Annotated in this window: 18 protein-coding genes and 1 tRNA gene; 13 read left to right on the forward strand and 6 right to left on the reverse strand. The window is 70.9% G+C overall.

Features of this window, described 5'->3' with window-relative positions; all coding sequences use genetic code 11:
• Positions 1–20: 20 nt before the first annotated feature.
• Entirely contained in the window at positions 21–194 is a 174-nt protein-coding gene (locus tag FCH28_RS38245) for a hypothetical protein (RefSeq protein WP_169314227.1), read from the forward strand.
• 644 nt (positions 195–838) lie between these two features.
• A complete protein-coding gene (locus FCH28_RS23565; RefSeq protein ID WP_136742094.1) occupies positions 839–1,483 on the forward strand; it encodes a TetR/AcrR family transcriptional regulator in 645 nt (214 codons plus the stop codon).
• Positions 1,484–1,533: 50 nt separating this feature from the next.
• Here the strand turns inward: FCH28_RS23565 and FCH28_RS23570 are convergent, their stop codons facing one another.
• Positions 1,534–3,003 carry an aminopeptidase P family protein gene (locus tag FCH28_RS23570; RefSeq protein ID WP_136742225.1) on the reverse strand — a complete coding sequence of 490 codons (1,470 nt, stop codon included), beginning with the start codon at positions 3,001–3,003 and terminating at the stop codon, positions 1,534–1,536.
• 194 nt (positions 3,004–3,197) lie between these two features.
• Entirely contained in the window at positions 3,198–4,724 is a 1,527-nt protein-coding gene (locus FCH28_RS23575; RefSeq protein WP_136742095.1) for a PP2C family protein-serine/threonine phosphatase, read from the reverse strand.
• A gap of 724 nt (positions 4,725–5,448) precedes the next feature.
• On the opposite strand from FCH28_RS23575, the gene FCH28_RS23580 reads away from it, so the two are divergent.
• Complete coding sequence (locus FCH28_RS23580) at positions 5,449–6,198, forward strand: bifunctional DNA primase/polymerase (RefSeq protein ID WP_136742096.1); 750 nt, start codon at positions 5,449–5,451, stop codon at positions 6,196–6,198.
• Between the two features lie 313 nt (positions 6,199–6,511).
• Positions 6,512–7,114, forward strand: a complete 603-nt coding sequence (locus tag FCH28_RS23585) for a hypothetical protein (RefSeq protein ID WP_136742097.1) — start codon at positions 6,512–6,514, stop codon at positions 7,112–7,114.
• 229 nt (positions 7,115–7,343) lie between these two features.
• On the opposite strand, the gene FCH28_RS23590 is transcribed toward FCH28_RS23585, so the two are convergent.
• The 3 genes from FCH28_RS23590 to FCH28_RS23600 form a co-directional block, all read right to left on the reverse strand.
• A complete protein-coding gene (locus tag FCH28_RS23590; protein WP_136742098.1) occupies positions 7,344–8,309 on the reverse strand; it encodes a DUF5926 family protein in 966 nt (321 codons plus the stop codon).
• A gap of 155 nt (positions 8,310–8,464) precedes the next feature.
• Positions 8,465–9,148 (reverse strand): ATP-binding protein, encoded by a 684-nt coding sequence (locus FCH28_RS23595; RefSeq protein ID WP_136742099.1) that lies wholly within the window; start codon positions 9,146–9,148, stop codon positions 8,465–8,467.
• A gap of 53 nt (positions 9,149–9,201) precedes the next feature.
• A complete protein-coding gene (locus FCH28_RS23600; RefSeq protein ID WP_136742100.1) occupies positions 9,202–10,047 on the reverse strand; it encodes a glycerophosphodiester phosphodiesterase in 846 nt (281 codons plus the stop codon).
• Between the two features lie 355 nt (positions 10,048–10,402).
• On the opposite strand from FCH28_RS23600, the gene FCH28_RS23605 reads away from it, so the two are divergent.
• From FCH28_RS23605 to FCH28_RS23615, 3 genes are all read left to right on the forward strand, one after another.
• Positions 10,403–11,797: a S1C family serine protease gene (locus FCH28_RS23605; protein ID WP_136742101.1), complete on the forward strand. Its 1,395-nt coding sequence runs from the start codon at positions 10,403–10,405 to the stop codon at positions 11,795–11,797.
• Positions 11,798–11,839: 42 nt separating this feature from the next.
• Positions 11,840–11,926 (forward strand) — tRNA-Ser (locus tag FCH28_RS23610).
• Between the two features lie 388 nt (positions 11,927–12,314).
• On the forward strand, positions 12,315–12,761 hold the full coding sequence (locus FCH28_RS23615; protein ID WP_246103141.1) for a GNAT family N-acetyltransferase: 447 nt from the start codon (positions 12,315–12,317) through the stop codon (positions 12,759–12,761).
• 1,576 nt (positions 12,762–14,337) lie between these two features.
• Here the strand turns inward: FCH28_RS23615 and FCH28_RS23620 are convergent.
• Positions 14,338–15,276 (reverse strand): bifunctional DNA primase/polymerase, encoded by a 939-nt coding sequence (locus FCH28_RS23620; RefSeq protein ID WP_136742102.1) that lies wholly within the window; start codon positions 15,274–15,276, stop codon positions 14,338–14,340.
• 445 nt (positions 15,277–15,721) lie between these two features.
• Here FCH28_RS23620 and FCH28_RS23625 point away from each other — a divergent pair, with 445 nt between their 5' ends.
• The 6 genes from FCH28_RS23625 (at position 15,722) to FCH28_RS23650 (ending at position 21,381) form a co-directional block, all read left to right on the forward strand.
• The gene (locus tag FCH28_RS23625) at positions 15,722–16,027 is read left to right on the forward strand and encodes a hypothetical protein (protein WP_136742103.1); all 306 of its coding nucleotides are present in this window, start codon (positions 15,722–15,724) and stop codon (positions 16,025–16,027) included.
• Between the two features lie 217 nt (positions 16,028–16,244).
• Positions 16,245–17,465, forward strand: coding sequence for an acyl-CoA dehydrogenase family protein (locus tag FCH28_RS23630; protein ID WP_136742104.1), 1,221 nt, complete (start codon positions 16,245–16,247; stop codon positions 17,463–17,465).
• Between the two features lie 53 nt (positions 17,466–17,518).
• Entirely contained in the window at positions 17,519–18,559 is a 1,041-nt protein-coding gene (locus FCH28_RS23635; protein WP_136742227.1) for a bifunctional MaoC family dehydratase N-terminal/OB-fold nucleic acid binding domain-containing protein, read from the forward strand.
• A 1-nt stretch (position 18,560) separates the two neighbouring features.
• Positions 18,561–19,706, forward strand: coding sequence for an acyl-CoA dehydrogenase family protein (locus FCH28_RS23640; protein WP_136742105.1), 1,146 nt, complete (start codon positions 18,561–18,563; stop codon positions 19,704–19,706).
• Positions 19,703–20,215, forward strand: a complete 513-nt coding sequence (locus tag FCH28_RS23645) for a MaoC family dehydratase (protein WP_136742106.1) — start codon at positions 19,703–19,705, stop codon at positions 20,213–20,215. Before FCH28_RS23640 ends, FCH28_RS23645 begins: the two co-directional genes overlap by 4 nt.
• On the forward strand, positions 20,212–21,381 hold the full coding sequence (locus FCH28_RS23650) for a lipid-transfer protein (protein ID WP_136742107.1): 1,170 nt from the start codon (positions 20,212–20,214) through the stop codon (positions 21,379–21,381). Before FCH28_RS23645 ends, FCH28_RS23650 begins: the two co-directional genes overlap by 4 nt.
• Positions 21,382–21,433: the final 52 nt, after the last annotated feature.

Below are 21,433 nucleotides of genomic sequence, written 5' to 3' on the forward strand. Positions count from 1 at the left end.
CGCCAGTGAAGGACCAGCACGTGACGACCACAGGATCCGACCAGCCGATCTACGAGCGTTTGGTGCGGGAACGCGGAGACGTGGTGGCGGAATCACGCGCGGCGGCCGAGGCGACCCAGCGTCAGGCGAATGACCTGCTGGACTGGCGCCTGGTGCGCCACCCGGAAAGCCGTCCGGACGGACGCCTGGGGTGATCAATTCGTTCCGGGGCTCGAACCGCTCCGGAATTCCACTGAATTGGGCGGCGGCGAGTGCGGCAGCGGCCCGATGTGACCGCGAGTTCGGCCCGCGAAACGGGCTGGGAATCGCCACCCCGTGAACCGCGGACCGTGCCCTGGAGCAAATCGGGCAGCCTTGGTCATCCCTGCGATCGCGGACATCTCCGCCGCATTTTCCTGACAGCGGATCCCGCTCTACCTTCCTGACGGTGCTGTACCCGCCTAACGACGCTGTACTTGCTCGGCGACGCTGTGCCTACTTGCCGAAGCTGTACCTGTTTGGCGATGAGGGCCGCAGATCCCGCAAGTTTTCCTCAATATCGGCCTGCCCACCGTAATTCGTCTTCCGCGGTGGCATTGCGGCAGCCGGTGAACCGTGCCCGCCGCCCCTGCGTCAAACCCACAACGTGTCAAACCGGCGCAACGGCCATCAGCCGAAACCCGGCCGGAAACCGTCCCTGTGAGGTGGCGCGCAGCGCGGTCTCGGGGTGAGAGAACCTCCCCCGCGGCGTCCCCTGTCCCCGCGAGACCGGCGCGCACCAGGATTAACGCGAACTTGCTCGCGTTAACCAGTCTTGGACAATACTTGGCGTGAACCTGCACTGCAATACGGAGCCGCCGTGGTGACAGCGCATCATGCCCCGGGAGAGACCCGACCGGGAGGACGAACGGCCAGAACCCGGCAGGCCGTACTGGCCGCCGTCTTCGAGGAGTTGGGCGACGGCGGCTACGCCGCGCTCAGCATGGAGAGGATCGCCCAGCGCTCGGGAATCCACCTCGCGACGCTCTACCGGCGCTGGCGCTGCATCGAGGGCATGGTCTGCGAGCTGCTCGCCGACCTCAGCGCCGATGTACTGCTGCCCGACACCGGTTCGCTGCCCGGGGACCTGCGCGCGCTGTCCCACGCGATAGGAGCGTTCTACGGCGACGCGCGCCGGCGCAGTCTGATCGAGGCGGTGGTCTCCGCCGCGGCACGCGATCCGGAGGCGGAGGCGGTGCTGCGGGAGTTCTTCGACGCGCGGCTGACGCTGGCCGGCCGGATGGTGGTACGAGCCGTCGAACGTGGCGAACTGCCCGCCGACACGGACCCGAAGGAAGTGATGTCCGCGCTCGGCGCGCCCTTCTACTACCGGATCCTGATCGCCCGCCGGCCCGTCGACGCGGCCCTCGCGGAGTCCGCGGCCACCGCGGTCTGGGCGGCCGCCCGCGCGGGCGCCTATGCGAGGCCGGACGGCGCGCCGGCGAAGGGCGCGGGCGAGGGGTGAGACGACGCGGGGGCCGACGTCGCCGTCCGGCCCCCGCGTCGTCCTCGGTGCTACTTGGCGAGCAGCCCCGCCATCCACTCCTCGACGGCGGCGGAGGTACGCGGCAGCGCAGCCGACAGATTCCGGTTGCCGTCCTCCGTGACGAGGATGTCGTCCTCGATACGGACGCCGATGCCGCGGTACTCCTCGGGCACCGTCAGATCGTCGGCCTGGAAGTACAGGCCGGGCTCGACGGTGAGCACCATGCCGGGCTCCAGGGTGCCCGCCACATACGTCTCGGTGCGGGCCGCCGCGCAGTCGTGCACGTCGAGGCCGAGCATGTGGCCGGTGCCGTGCAGCGTCCAGCGGCGCTGCAGTCCGAGCTCCAGCACCCGCTCCACCGGGCCCTCCACCAGGCCCCATTCGACGAGCTTCGTGGTGAGCACCCGCTGGGCGGCGTCGTGGAAGTCGCGGTACTTCGCGCCCGGCTTGACCGCCGCGATACCGGCCTCCTGGGCCTCGTACACCGCGTCGTAGATCTTGCGCTGGAGCTCGGTGTAGCGGCCGTTGATCGGCAGGGTGCGGGTGACGTCCGCGGTGTAGAGGGTGGTGGTCTCCACGCCGGCGTCCAGGAGGAGCAGGTCACCGGAGCGGACCTGGCCGTCGTTGCGGACCCAGTGCAGGGTGGTGGCGTGCGGGCCTGCGGCGCAGATGGAGCCGTAGCCGACGTCGTTGCCCTCGACGCGGGCGCGCAGGAAGAACGTGCCCTCGATGTAGCGCTCGCTGGTCGCCTCGGCCTTGTCCAGGACCTTCACGACGTCCTCGAAGCCGCGGACGGTGGAGTCGACGGCCTTCTGCAGCTCGCCGATCTCGAACTCGTCCTTGACCAGGCGCGCTTCGGAGAGATACACCCGGAGCTCTTCGTCGCGCTCGGCGGTGACCTTGTCGGTCAGCGCGGCCTCGATACCGGCGTCATGGCCGCGGACGACCCGGACCGGTCCGGTGGCCTCGGCCAGCGCCGAGGTGAGCTCGCGGACGTCCTTGCAGGGGACGCCGAGCAGCGCCTCGGATTCGCTGAGGCTGTTGCGGCGGCCGACCCACAGCTCGCCCATGCCGTTCAGCCAGAACTCACCGTTCTCGCGGTTGGAGCGGGGCAGCCGGTAGAGCGTCGCGTCATGGCCCTCGGCGCCGCCGGCACGCGGCTCGAGGACGAGGACGCTGTCGTCGGTCTGGTCGCCGGTGAGGTAGACGTACTCCGTCGAAGCACGGAACGCGTACTCCGTGTCGTTGGAGCGGGTCTTGAGGTTGCCCGCCGGGATCACCAGGCGCTCACCGGGGAACCGCCGGGACAGCGCGGTACGGCGCAGTGCGGCGTTCGGGGCCTGCTCGATCGGCTGGAGGTCTCGCAGCTCGGTGTCGGCCCAGCCGCTCTTCATGTTCTCCGCGAGCTCGTCCGATACGCCGGGGTAAAGGCCGTTCTTGCGCTGCTTGATCGGCTGCTCGTCCTCGCCCGGGGTCTCCGGTGTGGGCGCGTCGGTCACCATGCCTCCTTTTAAGAGTGAACCGCTGTGAGCTGTTTCACGTGAAACGGCCCCGAGCGGGAACCGCATTCCATCGTAAGTGCGGATTCATGGCGGTCCAGGGGCGCCGGATGTGACCTCGCATGCGGCGAGCCCCGCACGGCGCCGCCGCGTGGGGCTCCCCAGCACCTACTGCTCGTCGAAGCAGTCGCGCGCTACTCGTCGAAATGGGCCGCGAGCAGTACGACGTCCTCCTCAGAGGTGGGATCGTCCAGGCCCTGCGGCAGAACGGTGCGCAGAATGTGATCGACGATGGCCTCCGGATCGTGCCGGATGGCCCTCGGGACGCCCGCGGCCGCGGCGTGCAGCCGGGCGAAGGCGCGGTCCATGGGCTCCCCGGTGCGGTGCAGCAGCCCGTCGCTGTACAGCAGCAGGGTCTCGCCGGGAGCCGGCGAGACCTCGACACTCGGCGCTTCCCAGCAGGCGAGCATGCCCAGCGGCGCGGACAGCGACGTCTCCACGAATTCGGTCCGCAGATCACCGAGGATCAGCGGCGGGCAGTGCCCCGCCCCGGCGAGCACCAGCTTGCGCGGGAACGGGTCGGCGGGCCCGGCCGGCATCGACGGCGCGGGCGGTCCGCCCGGTGTGCCGGGCGGCGGCTCGGTGAACGCGAACAGCGCGGTGGCGCTGCGGGCCGGCTCGGTCAGCCGCAGCAGCAGCTCCAGGTCGGAGAGGACCGCGACCGGATCCTCGCCCTCCATGACGGCGTACGCGCGCAGCGAGGCGCGCAGCCGCCCCATGGCCGCCACCGCGCTCGGCCCTGACCCGGTGACCGACCCGACGGCGAGGCCCAGCGCGCCGTCGGGCAGCGGCAGCGCGTCGTACCAGTCGCCGCCGCCGAGCGGCCCGGTGCTGTGCGCCACCGCGAGCCGTACGCCGGGGACCCGCGGCAGCCGGCTGGGCAGCAGCTCCTCGCGGAGCGTTTGCGCGTCGTGCCGGCTGCGATGGAGCTCCAGGAGGCGGGCGAGGTGCTCCGAGGCGTGCGCCCGGTAGAGGCCGATGAGGTGCCGCTGGCGTTCGGTGGGCTCGGCGGGCTCGTCGTAGAGCCAGACCGCGGCGCCGATCCTGCCGATCGGTTCGGCGGTCAGCGGGACGGCGTAGCTGGCGGCGTAGCCGAGGCGCGCGGCGACCTCGCGCAGGCGGGGGTCGAGGTCCTTCTCACCGGGGATGTCCGGCTCGGCGATCTCGGTACGGGCGTCGCCGGCGGTGCCCGGCTCGGGGAGGCCGTCCAGTATCCGCGCGTACGACAGCGCGCTCCGGGGGATGGTCTCGATGTGACCGATGTCGGACCGGCGGAGGCCGAGGCCGAGAGAGGTGTCCGGGCCCCTTCCGTCGGACGGTTCGACGACGACGAGGCCGCGCTGCGCGCCGACCAGGTACGCGCCGGCGCGCAGCATCTCGTGGAGGGCTTCCTCCAACGTGCGGGTGCGCGCGAGCTGTTCGGTGAGGTCGTGCAGGGTGCTGAGGTCGGAGATCCAGCCGGCGAGCCGGTCCTGGACGGCGATCAGCTGATCGACGGGGGAGACGTCCGGGGGGACGACGTCTTGGGCCTCCGCAGAGGCGCCCGGGGCGCCGGGAGGGGGGTCGGACGAGGCGTCCGAGGGGGTGTCCGCGGGGGCGTGCGCCGCGAGCGGATCGGCAGTGTGCGCGGGGCTGGGAAGTGTAGGTTCGATTCCAGCCACTTTTGGCACGTGAGGGGCAGTCATGGCCGACGGCTAACGTCGTGCCCGGTATATCCCCAGGTCAGGCCGCATTTTGGTAGGGAGTGCGGCATTTTGTTGAGTGGTGTTGTGCGGTACAGGTGGCCGCTCAATTTCCTCAATAGCATCGCAAACCCCCATGTCATGCTGCTCCGCTATCAATGCCTCCACATGTACACGCACCAAGGTTGCGATGTCCAGCATTGTCCCGATGGGGTTTGCGGTGTCAACGAGGTCTGTATATTGGCCTGAAAATAGCCCCCCGAACGTCAATTTGAGGTCGACTGACGGCGATCGACAGCGCGTCATCTCCACAGTGGCGGGTACGTAATCGGAAAGGTGCGGGGCAAGTTGGGGCCGCACCGGAACTCTCCGGCGGGCACCGGCGTCTCATACGGCGACGACCGCGACGCACCTCCCCGTGGCGGGATCGCACGACGGAAGCGCAAGCGCCATGCGCGCGCCACCCTCCGCCACGTTCCACGCTCGGCGTACGGCGTGATGCGCTGCTTGTACAGCGGTGACCAATGATCCACGCAATGTGATCCATGTGGGATCTATGGGTGAGAGATCGACGTGTGATCGGCCCCAGGGTCGTTTGACCAGGTCGCATGAAGCGCCACGCAGCAGATGAAGCACGAAGCGGTATGCGGCATGTAGTGCGATGGACATAGCCCTCGGCGTTAACGGAAAGGAACGAGCGCTCATGCGCGAGATCCTCGGAAGGCGACGCAAGCTCCTGTTCCGGCGCGGCGGAAGGTCGGCGCTGCTCGGTGCGGCGCTCCACTGCGCCACCGAGTGGCGGTGGCCCGTACTTCCCGGTGTGGGACTGCGGTCCGGCGGTCGCCAGCCCGTCGGCGGCCGGCTCGGCCTCGGTGAGCGGGTCAGCCGCCCCTGCGGCTGTCCCGACCCCGACTGTGCGGTACCCGGCGCGCACCCCTTCGACCCCGGGTTGCTGGCCGCCACCACCGATGCCCGGATGGTGCGCTGGTGGTGGGCGAACCGCCCGGACGCCCCGGTCCTGCTGGCCACCGGCGGCCGTGCGCCCTGCGCGGTGAGCCTGCCGGCCGTGGCCGGCGCCCGCGCGCTGGCCGCCCTGGACCACTTCGGCGTCCGCCTCGGCCCCGTGGTGGCCACGCCCACCCGCTGGTCGCTGCTGGTAGCGCCGTACGACCTGGCGGAGTTGGGCGAACTGCTGAACTCGCAGGACTGGGTGCCCAGCTCGCTGCGGTTCCACGGGGACGGCGGCTATCTGGTGCTCCCGCCCTCCCAGATCGGCGCCGGCAAGGTGCGCTGGGAGCGGCCGCCGGCGTCCCCCAAGCGCTCAACTTCGTTCGAGCAGGGGGGACCCCCACCGTCGGCCGCGCCCTGGCTGCCCAAGGTCGCCACGATCGTCGACGCGCTGGTCATGGCGAGCACCAGCACACCGGACGGCGGCAGCCGGCTGGCGTACTGAACGGGGCACCGGGCGGTCGCCGACCAGCCGAACTTCGGTCCCGGACCGCTCCGCGCGTGGCCGAAACCCGCCGTTCGCCACGGCGGTTGAGGTAAAGCGGAGCCCGCCGCCACCGCGGGCTCCGCCGGCCCGGAAAGCCCGTGTGCCAACGGCCCGGGAAGATCGCCCGGCCAAGTTCACCCTTACGGGTGTGAGCAGGCCGTACCACTACGGGAAATGGGTGTTCGGGCCCCAGGTGACACGTTCGCCGACCGATAGGTTCGGCGCACCGTCAAGCCGTCGTCGACGGCACATCGATCGCAGGTGGCCCCCCATGCAGCGTGTCCCCCATCCCCGCCTGATCGCGCTGGCCGGCACGGTGGTGCTGGCCGTCGCCGTCCCTCTCGCCGCCGCGACGGCCGGTCCGGCGGACGGCCTTACGTCGGACACACGGCCCGATAGAGCCGCCGAACGCACCAAGACCGACAAGTCCGTTAAGCCTGCCGCCGCCAGGGGAGCCGGCGACACGGTCGCCGGGAAGGTCCTCGCCGACCTCGGACTCCCGCTGCTGCCCGAAGGTCGCCGCACCACCCGCTGCGGCCCCGAACTCGCCTCTCCCCAGGGCATCGAGGCGCAGACCTGTGTCCTCGCCGAACGCGGTCTGACCTGGGCAAGGACGTACTACCGCAACCCGACGGGCGCCCCGCTGCGGGCCGTGCTGACGCTGCTGCGACCGGACGGCAGGACCATCCAGGTGCACTGCGAGGTGGCGGCGGAGGACGTACCGGGGATGTGCGAGACGCCGACCGGGGCGACGGTGCGCAAGGACCGGCTGCCGTACGGGGCGGTGGCGGAGATCGCCGATGCGGCGGGTGAGCGGCTGCTGCTGCGCTCCGGCGGCAACTCGGCACCGCACGACGCGGGTTCGGGTCGATGAGGTCCCGGAAGGCGGGGGAGGCGGTCGGCCGCGGGGAAGGACGTCCGGCGGCGGACATGGAAGCGCCCGGTCGCTGGCGACGGGGGATGCACCAGCGACCGGGCTTTTAGAACCGTAACAAGAGATCCGCGGTTCGCAAATTCGATCGTGGATTTCCGGACGCCTATTTACCGGCAGGTATGGGGAGTTGTGACGGGTGTCACGCGTGTGCCTGCCGGGGCTCGAAGCGTCAGCTCAGGGTGATCTGCCGGTTGGTGAGACCGCCGCGCGAACGACGCTCCTCGGCGGTCAGCGGGGCGTCCGACGCGAGCGCCCCGTCGAGCCGCTCGGCGAACGCGGCGGCCGGGCCGGCCACGTCCTCGGCGCTCATCGACGAGGGCAGGTCCCAGACCGGGACGACCAGTCCGTGGGCCCGGAACGACCCGACCAGCCTGGTGCCTTCGCCGAGCGAGGAGGTGCCCGCGGCGTGCAGCCGGGCGAGCGCGTCCAGCAGCTTCTCCTCGGGGTAGGAGGTGACCCAGCGCAGATGGTTCTTCTCGGGGGCCTCGCACCAGTACGCGCCCTCCAGGCCGGAGATCCGGGCGGTCGGGATGGCCGCGGCGTTCGCCCGCTCCAGGGAGGCGGCGACCTCTCCGGTGGCGTTCTCGGCGTTCTCCACCCAGAACTCGAAGCCGGTGTGGACGACCGGCTCGAAAGCCGCATTCGGGTCCAACAGGTCCTGCAGCCGCGGCCCGTCGGCGGCGGCACGTCCGGCGGGGACCGGATTGCCCGGCTCGGTGGTCAGCGCGCGCTGGAGGGTGTCCGCGAGGTCGCGGCTGATGTCGCCGGAGGCGGTGTCGTTCTGCAGGCCGAGCAGCACCGCGCCGTTGTCGCGGCGCAGCGCCGGCCAGGCCATCGGCAGCACGGTCGCGAGCGTCACGGACGGGACGCCGTCGGGCAGTCCGCCCTTCAGCGTCAGTTCGGCCGTCGCGGCGGGCACCAGCTCGCGCAGCGCCACCCAGTCGCATTCGCCGGCCAGGCCCTCGAAGGGGCGCTGGACCAGCTCGGTGGCGGCGTGCGCCGCGCTGCGGCCGTGACAGGCCTTGTAGCGGCGGCCCGAACCGCACGGGCAGGGCTCACGGGCGCCGACGACCGGTACCTCCCCGGTCGTCTGCGGTGCTGCGGCGCGGGGCTGGGGGCGGCGCTTCTTGGCCATGGCGGCGGTGTCTCCTGGTCGATCCTGGGCGTACGGACGCGTTTCGGCGCGAGCCTAGAGGATGCGTGCCCTGGAGACGGTGTACGGCTTGGCGGTGTGCGGACGCCGGGTCGCTCGGCGCGTGCCGGCTCGGTGCTCGGCGCGCCGGGTGCGCGCTACGCCGGGTCGTCGAAGTCCGCGAAGGTCAGTCCGGACGGCAGTCCGGGGACCGGTCCCCGGGCGAGCGACGGCGGCAGATCGTCCGTCAGATCGCGGGCCAGGTCCACGCGCGTAGCGAACGCGCCTTGAAGAGAGAGCACGGCCCATACCGTCACCTCGCCGGCGACGGTGTCGCGGACGCCCCAGTCCTTGGCGAGCGAGCGGATGATCGCCAGCCCGCGGCCGCCGTGTGCCGTGACCGACGGAGTGGCCGGAAGTGGGCGGGTCGGGCCACCGCCGTCCGTGACCGAGACCGTCAGCCTTCCCTCGGCATCGATGCGCCAGGAAGCGCGGACGGAGTCCGGTGGAGTGCCTCGCGAGGAGCTCCGTACGGAATTTGACGATCCGTTTTCGTTTATCGGACGTGCATGCCGACACGAATTGCTGAGGAGTTCAGAAAGGATAAGGACCGCGTCATCGACGACTGTGTCCTGAACTCCACTTGCCAACAGCTCTTCGCGCATGCGCCGTCTGGCCATGCCCACACCCGTCGGACCATGGGGTACGGCCATGATCGACGACGTCGGCACCTCTTGTGCCACCACCAACGCCACCCCCGAGACCTCCTTTGCCCCACGCCACGGGATGAATGCCCCATTGGACTGGACCGGAAACCGGCCAATCACCTCGCAGTGACGCACTCGACACGATCGAATACGGATCGAATGCGCCGGTGCACACCCTGTGATGAGCCTTACCTAAGGCCGAGCTGGTTTCGTACCTGTTTGGGGCGGTTGGTAATGATTGCGTCCACGCCCAGATCCCGGCACAACTCGACGTCGTCCGCCTCGTTCACCGTCCACACGTGGACGCGATGGCCCGCGGCATGCGCCTTGGCGACGTATTCGGGGTGCGCGCGCAGGATGCGGATGCCGGGGCCCGCGATGCCGACGCCCGGGGGCAGCCGGCCGTCACGCTGCCGCGGAGTGAGGAACTGCATCAGAAAGACGCCGGGGATCCCCGGCGCGGCCGCCCGTACGCGGTGCAGCGAGCGGGCCGAGAAGCTCATGACGCGGACCGGCGGAGCCTGACCGGAGCCCATGGCCGGATTCGTATGCCCGAACCGTCCGAGCAGCTCGACCAGCCGCTCCTCCACCTGTCCGGCCCATCGGGTCGGGTGTTTGGTCTCGATGGCCAGCTCGACCCGGCGGTCCGCGTCGGCGACCAGCTCCAGCAGCCGCTCCAGAGTCAGTACGGAGGTCCGCTCCGGGTCGTCGTACTGCAGGTCCGGGGCCTCCCGGTCGTGCGCGCCGGCCTTCCAGGATCCGAAGTCGAGCGTCGCGAGATCGGCCAGCTCCAGGGCGGAGACGGCGCCGCGCCCGTTGGAGGTCCGGTTCACCCGCCGGTCGTGGACGCAGACCAGATGGCCGTCGGCGGTCAGCCGGACATCGCACTCCAGGGCGTCCGCGCCGTCCTCGATGGCCTTGCGGTAGGCGGTCAGCGTGTGCTCCGGGGCGTCCTCGGAGGCACCGCGATGGGCTACCACGGAGATCGCGTGCGGACCCGGACGGGCGTCCTGGGCGGGGCGTGCATAGGTCACCGCGTTATCGTGCCATCCACCGTCGCCGGGCCGCTTGTGCGGTGCCTGGGGCGGATCACAGGGGATGCGCCGGATTTGTCCGGCATAAAGGATGAGGGGAACGGTCACAGGCTCGGCTTACGGCGGTCTGACGCGCGGTGGGCAAGGCTAGGAGGTCGAGACTCGCCCGTATCGCCCTGATCGTGAATCCTGGAGTTCCGGAACCAGGAGCTCGCCTCCAGGGAGCTCCGGGTTCGGCACCCCAGTGGACAGCGGAAGCGGTAGATCCGGCAGAACCGTAGATCCTGAAGAACACATGAAGAAAGACACCGACCGGGCCGTGGGCCGGCCCGGTCGTGAAGCTGAGGAGAGAGCTGTGAGCACCGAGAACGAGGGAGCCGTCGGCCCGTCGGAGGCCAAGCCGCCGACGGTTCCGCAGGCGTCGGACAGCGCCCCCGTGTCCGCCTCCGGCGCACAGACTCCGGACGCCCCGCCCGTGCCGGCCACTCCGCCCGCGGCGCCCCCGCCGCCGGGCTTCGCACCGACCGGGCCCGGGGCAGCACACGGTCACTCCGGTGGCGGCTGGGGACAGCAGCCTCCTTACGGGGGCGGCGGCGACCCCTGGGGCAGGCCCGCCGGCCCCGCCAAGAAGAGCATCGGCGGCCTGATCGCGGCCGTCCTGGCGGCAGCGCTGGTCGCGGGCGGCGTCGGCGGCGGCATCGGCTTCTGGGCCGCGGGCCGCGACGACACCGCCTCGACGACGGTCACCGCGACCGGCAACCCCGAGGCGCTGAACCGCAAGCCCACCTCCGTCTCCGGGATAGCCCAGAAGGCGCTGCCCAGTGTGGTGACGATCGAGGCGCAGGGCGCGACCGGCGAGGGCGGCACCGGCACCGGCTTCATCTACGACAAGCAGGGCCACATCCTCACCAACAACCACGTCGTCGCCAGCGCGGCCGAGAGCGGCGGCAAGCTCACCGTGACGTTCTCCAACGGCAAGAAGTACGACGCCGAGGCCCTCGGCCGGGCCGAGGGCTACGACGTCGCGGTCATCAAGCTCAAGAACGCCTCGGACGTCTCCCTCAAGCCGCTGCCGCTCGGCAGGTCCGCCAACGTCCAGGTCGGCGACGCCACCATCGCGATCGGTGCGCCCTTCGGGCTGTCCGGCACGGTCACCACCGGCATCATCAGCGCCAAGGACCGCCCGGTGGCGTCCAGCGACGGCGGCGGCACCAGCGCCTCGTACATGAGCGCCCTGCAGACCGACGCGTCGATAAACCCCGGGAACTCCGGTGGCCCGCTGATGGACGCGGCCGGCAATGTCATCGGCATCAACTCCGCCATCCAGTCGGCCAGCGGCGGCGGTCTGGGCGGCGAGTCCCAGCAGTCCGGCAGCATCGGCCTGGGCTTCGCGATCCCCATCGACCAGGCGAAGCGGGTGGCGCAGGACCTGATCAAGACCGGCCGGCCGGTCTATCCGCAGATAGGCGTCCAGGTCGGGATGAAGGACACCGGTGACGGCGCGACCATCGCCCAGACCGGCAACAACGGCACGGACGCGGTGACTCCGGGCGGCCCCGCCGACAAGGCCGGCCTCCAGCCCGGCGACACCATCACCAAGCTCGACAACACGGTGATCGACAGCGGCCCGACCCTGATCAGCGAGATCTGGCAGCACAAGCCCGGCGACCGGGTCACCCTCACGTACAAGCGAGCCGGCAAGGAGCACACCGCCCAGGTCACCCTGGGGCAGCGCGCGGGCGACAAGTGACGCGCTAGGCTGATCCCGCGACACCGCGCCGCGGTGCCGCGGGGAGGCTTGCCCGAGCGGCCTAAGGGAACAGTCTTGAAAACTGTCGTGGCGGCAACGTCACCGTGGGTTCAAATCCCACAGCCTCCGCAGAGGTCAGCGACTTAGCTGGTCAGAAGGGGCGCCCGAGGGGATCGGGTGCCCCTTTTTGCGTTTGGCCCGTCGCACTGCCGGACCGCCTGCGTCTCACCCCTGACGGGGCATTAGATCGCAGTGGCCGTGTGCGGGAAATCGCGTGGTGGGCACCGCAGCCGGTGTGGCCTGGTGGTCGGCAAGATCGGCGCCCGGAGGCCCCCGCCCGCCGCGTTGGCCCAGGTAGAATCGGGTTTCCAGTCGGGAGGCTCCCTACGCAGGTGAGGGGGCGCCCGGTGGACGACCGGGGCCCTCTCGGCGTTCTGGATGAGGGACGGTGGGCACCGTGGTGGCGCGAACGGCGGGTGTGGGGGGCGGCGGCCCGGTGCGTGGGAGGCGGCCGGTGGTGGTGATCCGGCGGGCGGTCGCGCGCGACGCCAAGCGGCTGAGCCGGCTCGTGCAGAAGTCGGCTGCCTATGAAGGCCCGTATGCCGCGATGGTCGCGGGGTATCGGGTGGGTCCTGACTACATAGAGACGCACCGGGTCTTCGTCGCCGTCGACGAGGCCGACGACGGCCGGCCGCTCGGCTTCTACTCGCTGATCGTCGAACCGCCGGAGCTGGACCTGATGTTCGTGGCGGACCACGCGCAGGGGCTGGGCATCGGACGCCGGCTCATCGAGCACCTACGGGGCGAGGCGCGGCACGTCGGACTGGGCAGCGTACGGGTCGTCGCGCACCCGCCCGCCGAGGGCTTCTACCGCAGCGTGGGTGCGCGGCTCATCGGGACCGTGCCGGCGAACCCGCCGGCGGTGATGTGGGACCGGCCGGAGTTCACCCTTTTGGTGGCGTAGAACGGGGAGGTTCGGGGCGCCGAGTGACGGGTCGCCGAACCTTGGCGGCGCCGAGAGCGGGGGCGTCGAGGGCCGGGTGTCCCCGTGGTCCTCAAGTCCCGTATTTCTGAAGGCATTTGCCATGGTGCAGCGGTGAAACCCGCTTTCCGGAGGCTTCTGCGGGTAGTTCCCGCTGTTGATGTGTCGCTCGTGTTCGCAAGTCCGGTTCCTGAGGGGCTGGTTCGGGGAAACGCCTTTCATTGACTTCCCGGGGGCGACCAACTCCCGTCATTTTTATGGTTAATACGCGGTGTGTCGCCGGCGATTCCATTGATCGATCATTTCCGCCGCGTTATAGGAAAGATCGTCAATAGGGGATTCGGCTCGGACGGCGGAGAATGTGATTTGTGCTACCCCCGGTACGGGAACTGGCACTGCGTTCCCTGTTGTTGGCCGGAGTTCTCGCAGGTGGGCGCCTGGATGGCAGGCGGCGAAGGTCTGTACAAACTCCCTGGCGGGCACGCAGTGTCGGATTGCGCCGCACCGGGAAGGCTGAGCAAGGGAACCTGCGGTGGCGGTGCCGACGATGCCGACCGGTACTGTATGGGGTTACCAAACGCCGAACTTCTGAGCGCAGTGCAATCGTGGGTTTCCCCCGGGGGGCCACGAATGCTGGCCCGGAAGGGAGGTGGCCCGATGGGCTCCCGCCATAGCCCTAGGGTCACTGCTGCGAGTGGGACCGGGTGTGCGCAATGCGGCCCGGTGGTCCGGTCCGATACGCACGACCCTGCGGGTTGTGCGGGAGCGGATTCTTCCCCCTTGCAACGCGAAGGGCCCCGACCAACCGGCCAAGGCCCCGCGCGCGGTGAGTGGTAGAGGGCCTCATCCCCAACGGCTTCGCGGGCTACAGGGGATGAGGCTCTCGCCTTTTCACGTCTGCAATATGTCCGCCGGCCCGAGGCTCGGGATCGCGACCCGCTGCGTTTCGCGCGACTTCCGTATAGCGGAATGGTGGCGAAATGTGTGACGCGGATCACTTTTTCGCGAACACGTTGGGCTCCATCTTGCCTCGTAATTGGGGTGCGGTGCGACCATTGGCCGGATCTGGCTCCCGCCCCGCGCTTGTTACTGATCGGAATCGCCGCAGTTCATGGCCGCCTGCCGAGCCGGGGAGTGGCGCACCTCACACGGTTTTCGCTGCCAGTCGTGACGCATTCGACATGGGTGATTCTCACCCGATCGGGTGAGTTCGGCTGTCTGGATGTACTGGTTGGTGAGGGAATGTCGGGCGGTGACGGATGGGTGGTCGAATTGTCGTGGTAGTGGGCGTTGTTGAGGGTGGTTCGGCGGTTCCTGGTCGTTCATGACGCGACCGGCCTGTCGAGTTACGTACGGTGATCGGTCGGCGGGGCCGGTCGGCCGGGCAATTCGGTGGCGTGGCAAGGCGTTTGCGGCAGCGTCGGGCAATTCAGACGGATGGTTCGTACGGATGGTTCATGCGGATAGTTCGGATGGATGGTTCGGACGGGTGGAGGGTGCCGGGTGCCGCACCCGGCGGCGGGGTGGGGTAACCCGTCGGAGCGGGCGGGCGCAGTGGTTAGAGGCGGGCCGCCGACGCGAGTGTGGCGCGGGCCTCTCGTTCGGGCAGGCCGGTGTGGCGGGCGGCCTCGATGAGCCGGGCGGCGAGTTCGCGCCCCAGGCCGGCTTCGTGGGCGCGGCAGGCGGCCCAGAAGAGGCGGGCGTTGCGCTGGCCTACGGGGGAGGCGCGGACGAAGCGGATGAGGGCGGCGGCGGGATGGGGCGTAGGGGCGCCTTGGTGTGTTTCGGGTGGTGGGGGCGTGAGGAGCGCGAGCAGTGCGCGCGGCGCGGGGGCGGGTCGGCTCGGGGTGCCGGGGGCCAGGACGTACCGGCCGCGGGTGGTCTGCGAGCCGGGGCCGACCAGATAGCCGCCGGCGCCGCGGATGTCGATGCCGGGGGCGAGGCGGCCGACGGAGTTGGGGACGGGCGGCGCGGGCGGGCCGGTCAGCCAGAGGTGGCGGCCGCCGCTGGGGGTGCGGACGGTGACCGTGGGCGGGATCGGGAAGCGGTGCTGTTCGGCGATGAACCGGAGGGCGGTGAGGCCGTCCGCGCCGCTCTTGGTGTCGAGGTCGAGGCCGATGAGGTGGTGCGGCGGCAGTCCGCAGGCGATGCCGTAGCCGGTGGCCCAGGGGGCGACGGCGAACATCCGGCGGACCTCGAAGGGGTCGGTGCTCGCATCGTGTACGCCGTGCCCGAGGCGGCCGCATTCGCCGTGGCAGGGCGGGTCGCCGGGCCGGTCGTGGTGCGGGGAGCGGATGGCGGGGAGTTTGCCGCGGGTCAGCGGGATGACGGCGTAGCCGCGGTCGGCGGCGGCGAGTGCGTGGGCCAGGGCGCGGGTGTGGGTGCTGGTGTGGGCGTCGGGGCAGGGGGCTGCCCTGCGCCCGGAGGGCCGGAGGTCGGGGTGCGGCGCGGGCGGGGGTCCGGCGGGCGGTGCGGCATGGGGCCGGGGCGTGGCCATGGCACCATTTTCGTACAGATGTTCGAGAAAGGGAAGGGGGGAGGGGCGGGGCTGGGACGCGAGGGGCGAGGAGGGGCTGGTGGGGGCTCCGGGGAAAGTCGGGGTCCGCTCGGGGTTTACCCGGGGTTCCTCATGCTTGCGGGGGAATCGGCCCTTCCTAGTGGGTTCGCAGGGGATTCGGTGGGCAATCCTGGGTTCGCGACGTCGAGGAAGAAACCGCGGTGGTCGGCCAACCGCCCGGTGAACAAATGGAGTTCAGTCGACAACCCCACGCAGATCGAGAACTTCCACAGGTGACATCGGACTTGAGTGGTTCCTCGGGCTCAGGGATTCCACGGGTTTCACGGGACCCATGGGCGCCCCGGGATCCACGCCATCCAGCAGGTCCGGCGAATCCAGCATCGATCCATCAGATCCAGAAGTGTGTTCCGTAGGAGGAATAGACATGGCAAGCACCCGTACAGCCCGCGTCCTCGCTGTCGCAGCGGCACTGCCCTTCGCGGTCGCGCTGCTCAGCGGCGTGGCGCAGGCCGACAACGGCGGCTTCGCGAACCACGGGTCGAGTTCGGCGGCGGTGAGCCAGGGGGGCGTCGGCGTCGGCGGCAACAACAACGGCAACGCCACCAACGGCCAGCAGGTGGCCAACGGGGAAGGCGCGTCGAACCAGAACAACACCGCGAGTGTGGACGGCTCCGGCGGGACGTTCATCGACCAGGACAACACCACCGTCAACTTCTCCGAGATGTGGTGAGGTAAGGCGCCGCTGGGGAGAGCGGCGCCTGACCGACGGGTGATGTCGAGGTGCGGCGCAGGGGCAATTGGGCTGCTCTGGGGTTCACTGCGCCGACCTTGACAGCGAGCGGGTTTCTGACGGACAGTCAGAAACCCGCTCGCTCGTTCGTGCGCCCGGACGGTTCGCCGGAAGGCCCGGCCGGGACGTACGCCGACGCCGCCAGGAGGCCGCCGACGTGCACCTCGCCCCCACCGCGCGCCAGCAGCGGTTGCGCGCCGAACTCCGCTCGTACTTCCGGGAACTGCTGCCCCACGGGCCGGTGGAGGACGCCGCCGGACAGCGCGCGGTGCTGTGCCGGATCGGCGCCGACGGCATGCTGGGCCTGGGCTGGCCGGCCGAGTACGGCGGCCAGGGGCGCGGCCCCGACGAGCAGTTCGTCTTCTTCGACGAGGCGTACCGTGCCGGCGCGCCCGTCTCGATGGTCACGCTCAACACCGTCGGCCCGACCCTGATGAAGTACGGGACGCCGGGCCAGAAGGACTACTTCCTGCCGCGCATCCTCAGCGGTGAGATCGTCTTCGCCATCGGCTACACCGAACCGGACGCCGGGACCGACCTCGCCTCGCTCCGTACGAGAGCGGTGAGGGACGACGGCGCGGGGAGCGGGGGACGTGAGGGTGAGGAGTGGGGTGGGGGCGGTGCGGCCGAGGGGGCCGGCCACTGGGTGATCGACGGAAGCAAGAGCTTCACCAGCAACGCCCAGCACGCCGACTGGATCTGGCTCGCCTGCCGAACCGACCCCGGAGCCCCCAAGCACAAGGGCATCTCGATCATCCTCGTACCGACCGACGCACCCGGGTTCTCCTGGACGCCGATCGAGACGGTCGGCGGACTGACGACCACCGCGACGTACTACGACGGGGTCCGCGTCCCGGCCGGGAACCTGGTGGGCGAGGAGAACGCCGGCTGGGGCCTGATCACCAACCAGCTCAACCATGAACGGGTCGCGCTCGCCGCCCTCGGTATGCAGGCCGAGGACGCCTTCGACGCGGCCCTGGCCCACGCCCGTACCCCGAATGCGGCGACCGGCGAGCGGCCCGCCGACCGCCCATGGGTACGGGCCCGGCTCGCCGAGGCGCACGCCCGGCTGGCCGCCACCCGGCTGCTGAACTGGCGGCTGGTCGGCGATGTGGGTGCCGGGAAGCTCGCCCCCGGGGACGCGAGCGGGGTGAAGTTCGCGGGGACGGAGAGCACCGTCGAGGTCTACCGGATGTGCCAGGAAGCCGTCGGCGACACCGCCCTCGTACGGGCCGGCTCGCCGGGCGTCTTCGGGGACGGCGAGCTGGAGCGGATGAACCGTGCGGCGCAGATCAACACCTTCGGGGGCGGCGTGAGCGAGGTCCAGCGGGAGATCGTGGCGACGATGCGGCTGGGGATGCGGAGGGGGCGGCGGTGAGCGAGGGCATGGAGGGCGCGGGCGTGGTGGGTGAGGCGGTGGCCGGTGGCGAAATGGCCGGTGACGATGTGGCCGGCAACGGAAGGGCCGGTGGCGACGTGGCCGGCGACGGAAGGGCCGGTGGCGACGTGGCCGGCGACGGCTTGTTCGCGCGGCTGAAGGCGTACGAGGGGCGGTCGGCGGCCGTCGCGGGGGTGGGCAAGGACCCCGTCAACGAGCCGATGATCAGGCACTGGTGCGAGGCGATGGGGGACGGCAACCCGGCGTACGCGGGGCCGGACGCCATCGCTCCGCCGGCGATGCTCCAGGCCTGGACGATGGGCGGGCTCTCCGGGCACACCGGCCGCTCGGGGGCCTACGACGAGCTGTCCGCGCTGCTGGACGCCGCCGGGTGCACCTCCATCGTCGCCACCGACTGCGAGCAGGAGTATCTGCGGCCGCTGCGTCCCGGGGACCGGATCACCTTCGACGCGGTGATCGAGTCGGTGTCGGGGCGCAAGACCACCAAGCTGGGGACCGGGTACTTCGTCACGACGCGGATGGACATACGGGTGGCGGGGGAGCTGGCCGGGACGCATCGCTTCCGGGTCCTCAAGTACGCGCCTGCGGCCAGGAAATTTACGCCTGCGGCCAAGAAACCCACGGCCGCCGCGGCTTCTGGAGGCAAGCGCCCGCGCCCTGTGATCAACCGCGACAACGCCGGGTTCTGGGCCGCAGTCGCCGAGCACAGACTGCTCATCCAGCGGTGCGGCGGCTGCGGAACGCTGCGTTTCCCCTGGCTGCCGGGGTGCAACGGCTGCGGATCGCAGAAGTGGGACACGGTCGAGGCGAGCGGTGCGGGCACCGTCTACTCGTATGTGGTGATGCACCACCCGCCGTTCCCCGCCTTCACCGCATCCGATCCGGCCGCCGACACCGCGGGTCCCTACGCGGTGGCTCTGATCGAGCTCGCGGAGGGGGTGCGGATGGTCAGCAACGTGGTCGGCGTGCCCTACGACAAGGTGCGCATCGGGATGCCCGTACGGGTCGAATTCCAGCGGGTGGAACCGGAGTTGGAGCTGCCGGTGTTCCGGGTGGCCGGGGGTGAGGGCTGAGATGGACTTCACGCCCACGGAGGAGCAGCGGGCCGCGAGCGGACTGGCCGGAGAGATCTTCGCGGACCGGTCCACGCCCGAGCGGCTGGCGGCGCTGGGCACCGCCGCCGACACCGAGCTGTGGAAGGCGCTGTGCGCGGCCGGACTGCCGGGCGCCGTCGAGGACATCGGGCTGCTGGGACTCGTACTGCTGCTGGAGGAGCAGGGGCGTACGACGGCGCAGGTGCCGCTCGCCGCGACCTGTGTCTACGGGCTGCTGGCGATCGCCGTGCACGGGACGGACGAGCAGCGGGAGCGGCTGCTCCCCGGGCTGCGCGCGGGGTCGGAGGTGGCGACGGGCGCGTTCGGGCGGGGTGGCGCCGGGAGCGGCGTTCGGGTGGTCGGCGCGGTGCGGGAGCGGGCGCGGCTGAGCGGTGTCGTCCCCGTGGTGCCCTGGTTGGGCGAGGCCACCCTGCTGCTGGTGCCGGACGCGGACCGGCGGCTGTGGCTGGTGAGGGCCGGGGACGTCGGGGTCGGCGTCGAACCGGTGGCGACCACCGCGCCCGGGTCGGCGGGGCGGCTCACGCTGACAGGGGCGGAGGCGGAGCCCTTGGGGGACGATGCCGGGGGCATGGGGGACCTGGGGGGCCTAAGGGGCCGGGGTGGGCCGGCGCCGTACGACGACGTCCTGGCCGCCGCCCGCACCGCCTTCGCCGGGCTCCAGGCCGGGGTCTGCGCGGGCGCCCTCGCTCGCGCCGTGTCCCACACCTCCACCCGCGAGCAGTTCGGCCGCCCGCTCTCCACCAACCAGGCGGTGCTGCTGCGGGCCGCCGACGCGTATATGGACACCGAGGCGATCCGGGTCACCGCGTACGAGGCGGCCTGGCGGCGGGACGAGGGGCTGGACGCCGCGTCGCACGCGCTGACCGCCGCCTGGTGGGCGGCCGAGGCCGGCACACGTGTGGTGCACGCGGGCCAGCATCTGCACGGCGGCATCGGAGCGGACGTCGAACACCCCGTCCACCGGCACTTCCTCTGGGGCAGGCAGCTTGCCGCCCACCTCGGAGCCGGTGCCCAACTCCTGGAAGAGCTGGGTGAGTTGCTCGTGGCGGAGGCCGCGAAATCTGTAGCGGAGACCGCGACATTCGTAGGGGAGACCGAGATATGAGCGCCGCGATCGCTGCCGTCGGTGACGAACTGCCGCCCCTCACCCTCCCCGTCACCCGCACCCTGATCGTCGCCGGGGCGGTCGCCTCGCGCGACTACCAGGACGTGCACCATGACGTGGAGGCCGCCAGGGAGAAGGGCTCCCCGGACATCTTCATGAACATCCTGACCACGAACGGCCTGGTCGGCCGCTACATCACCGACCACTTCGGTCCGCGCTGCGTCCTGCGCAAGGTCGCCATCCGGCTCGGTGCGCCCAACTATCCGGGGGACACGATGGTGTTGAGCGGCACGGTGACGGCCGTGGGCGAGGGTACGGCCGAGGTACGGGTGGTCGGGGCGAACGGCCTGGGCAACCACGTCACCGGCACGGTGATCGTCGGGCTGCCGGAAGACGGGATATCGCAGGGCGGGACATCGGAAGACGGCGCAGCGCAGGGCGGGATATCGCCGGGCGGGATATCGGGCGGCGTGGGATCCGAGGGTGCGCTGTCGGAGGGGACGGTATGAGCCTGCGCCGCGCGGATTCGTTGGGCGGCCGGGCCGCCATCGTCGGCATCGGTGCGACCGAGTTCTCCAAGGACTCGGGGCGCAGCGAGCTCAAGCTCGCCGTGGAGGCGGTGCAGTCCGCGCTCGACGACGCCGGGCTGACCCCGGCCGACGTCGACGGGCTGGTCACCTTCACCATGGACACCACCCCCGAGATCACCCTGGCGCAGGCCGCCGGCATCGGCGAACTGTCCTTCTTCTCGCGCATCCACTACGGCGGCGGCGCGGCCTGCGCCACCGTCCAGCAGGCGGTGCTGGCGGTCGCGTCCGGCATCGCCGAAGTGGTCGTCTGCTACCGCGCCTTCAATGAACGTTCGGGCCGTCGCTTCGGTTCCGGCGTACAGAAGCGAGAGCCGTCCGCCGAGGGCGCCGCGCTCGGCTGGAACCTCCCCTTCGGGCTGCTGACCCCCGCCTCCTGGGTCGCCATGGCCGCCCAGCGCTACCTCCACACCTACGGGCTGACCCCGGACGCGTTCGGCCATGTCGCGGTCACCGGCCGCCGGCACGCCTCCCGCAACCCCGCCGCGTACTTCCACGGCCGGCCCATCACCCTCGCCGATCACGCCGCCTCGCGCTGGATCGTCGAGCCGCTGCGGCTGCTGGACTGCTGCCAGGAGACGGACGGCGGCCAGGCGATCGTGGTGACCTCGGCGGAGCGGGCCCGCGATCTGCCCAGGCCGCCCGCGTTGATCACGGCCGCGGCCCAGGGCGCCGGCCGTGCCCAGGAGCAGATGACCAGCTTCTACCGCGACGACCTGACCGGCCTGCCCGAGATGGGGGTGGTGGCCCGCCAGCTCTGGCGCACGGCCGCGCTCGCCCCCTCCGACATCGACACCGCCATCCTCTACGACCACTTCACCCCCTTCGTTCTGATGCAGCTGGAGGAGTTCGGCTTCTGCGGGCCGGGCGAGGGGGCCGATTTCGTCGCCGCGGACGCGCTGCCGCTGAACACCCACGGCGGGCAGCTCGGCGAGGCGTACCTGCACGGCATGAACGGCATCGCCGAGGCCGTCCGGCAGATTCGCGGCACCTCGGTCAATCAGACCCCGGACGCCGCGAACGTCCTGGTCACGGCCGGCACCGGCGTCCCCACCTCGGGACTGATCCTCAGCAGGTCCTACGGGTGATCCCCCACCCGTCAGTCCTGAGGAGGTGGGATCGGTGCCACCCGTACAACTT

Origin of the sequence: Streptomyces piniterrae (assembly GCF_005048155.1) — a bacterium.
Taxonomy (GTDB): domain Bacteria; phylum Actinomycetota; class Actinomycetes; order Streptomycetales; family Streptomycetaceae; genus Streptomyces; species Streptomyces piniterrae.

Bases quoted from the DNA above. Each gene is read 5' to 3' on its own strand.
- FCH28_RS23580 (WP_136742096.1), top strand. From the start codon at position 5,449: ATGCGCGAGATCCTCGGAAGGCGACGCAAGCTCCTGTTCCGGCGCGGC.
- FCH28_RS23585 (WP_136742097.1), top strand. From the start codon at position 6,512: ATGCAGCGTGTCCCCCATCCCCGCCTGATCGCGCTGGCCGGCACGGTG.
- FCH28_RS23590 (WP_136742098.1), bottom strand. From the start codon at position 8,309: ATGGCCAAGAAGCGCCGCCCCCAGCCCCGCGCCGCAGCACCGCAGACG.
- FCH28_RS23620 (WP_136742102.1), bottom strand. From the start codon at position 15,276: ATGGCCACGCCCCGGCCCCATGCCGCACCGCCCGCCGGACCCCCGCCC.
- FCH28_RS23625 (WP_136742103.1), top strand. From the start codon at position 15,722: ATGGCAAGCACCCGTACAGCCCGCGTCCTCGCTGTCGCAGCGGCACTG.
- FCH28_RS23635 (WP_136742227.1), top strand. From the start codon at position 17,519: ATGGCCGGTGACGATGTGGCCGGCAACGGAAGGGCCGGTGGCGACGTG.
- FCH28_RS23640 (WP_136742105.1), top strand. From the start codon at position 18,561: ATGGACTTCACGCCCACGGAGGAGCAGCGGGCCGCGAGCGGACTGGCC.
- FCH28_RS23645 (WP_136742106.1), top strand. From the start codon at position 19,703: ATGAGCGCCGCGATCGCTGCCGTCGGTGACGAACTGCCGCCCCTCACC.
- FCH28_RS23650 (WP_136742107.1), top strand. From the start codon at position 20,212: ATGAGCCTGCGCCGCGCGGATTCGTTGGGCGGCCGGGCCGCCATCGTC.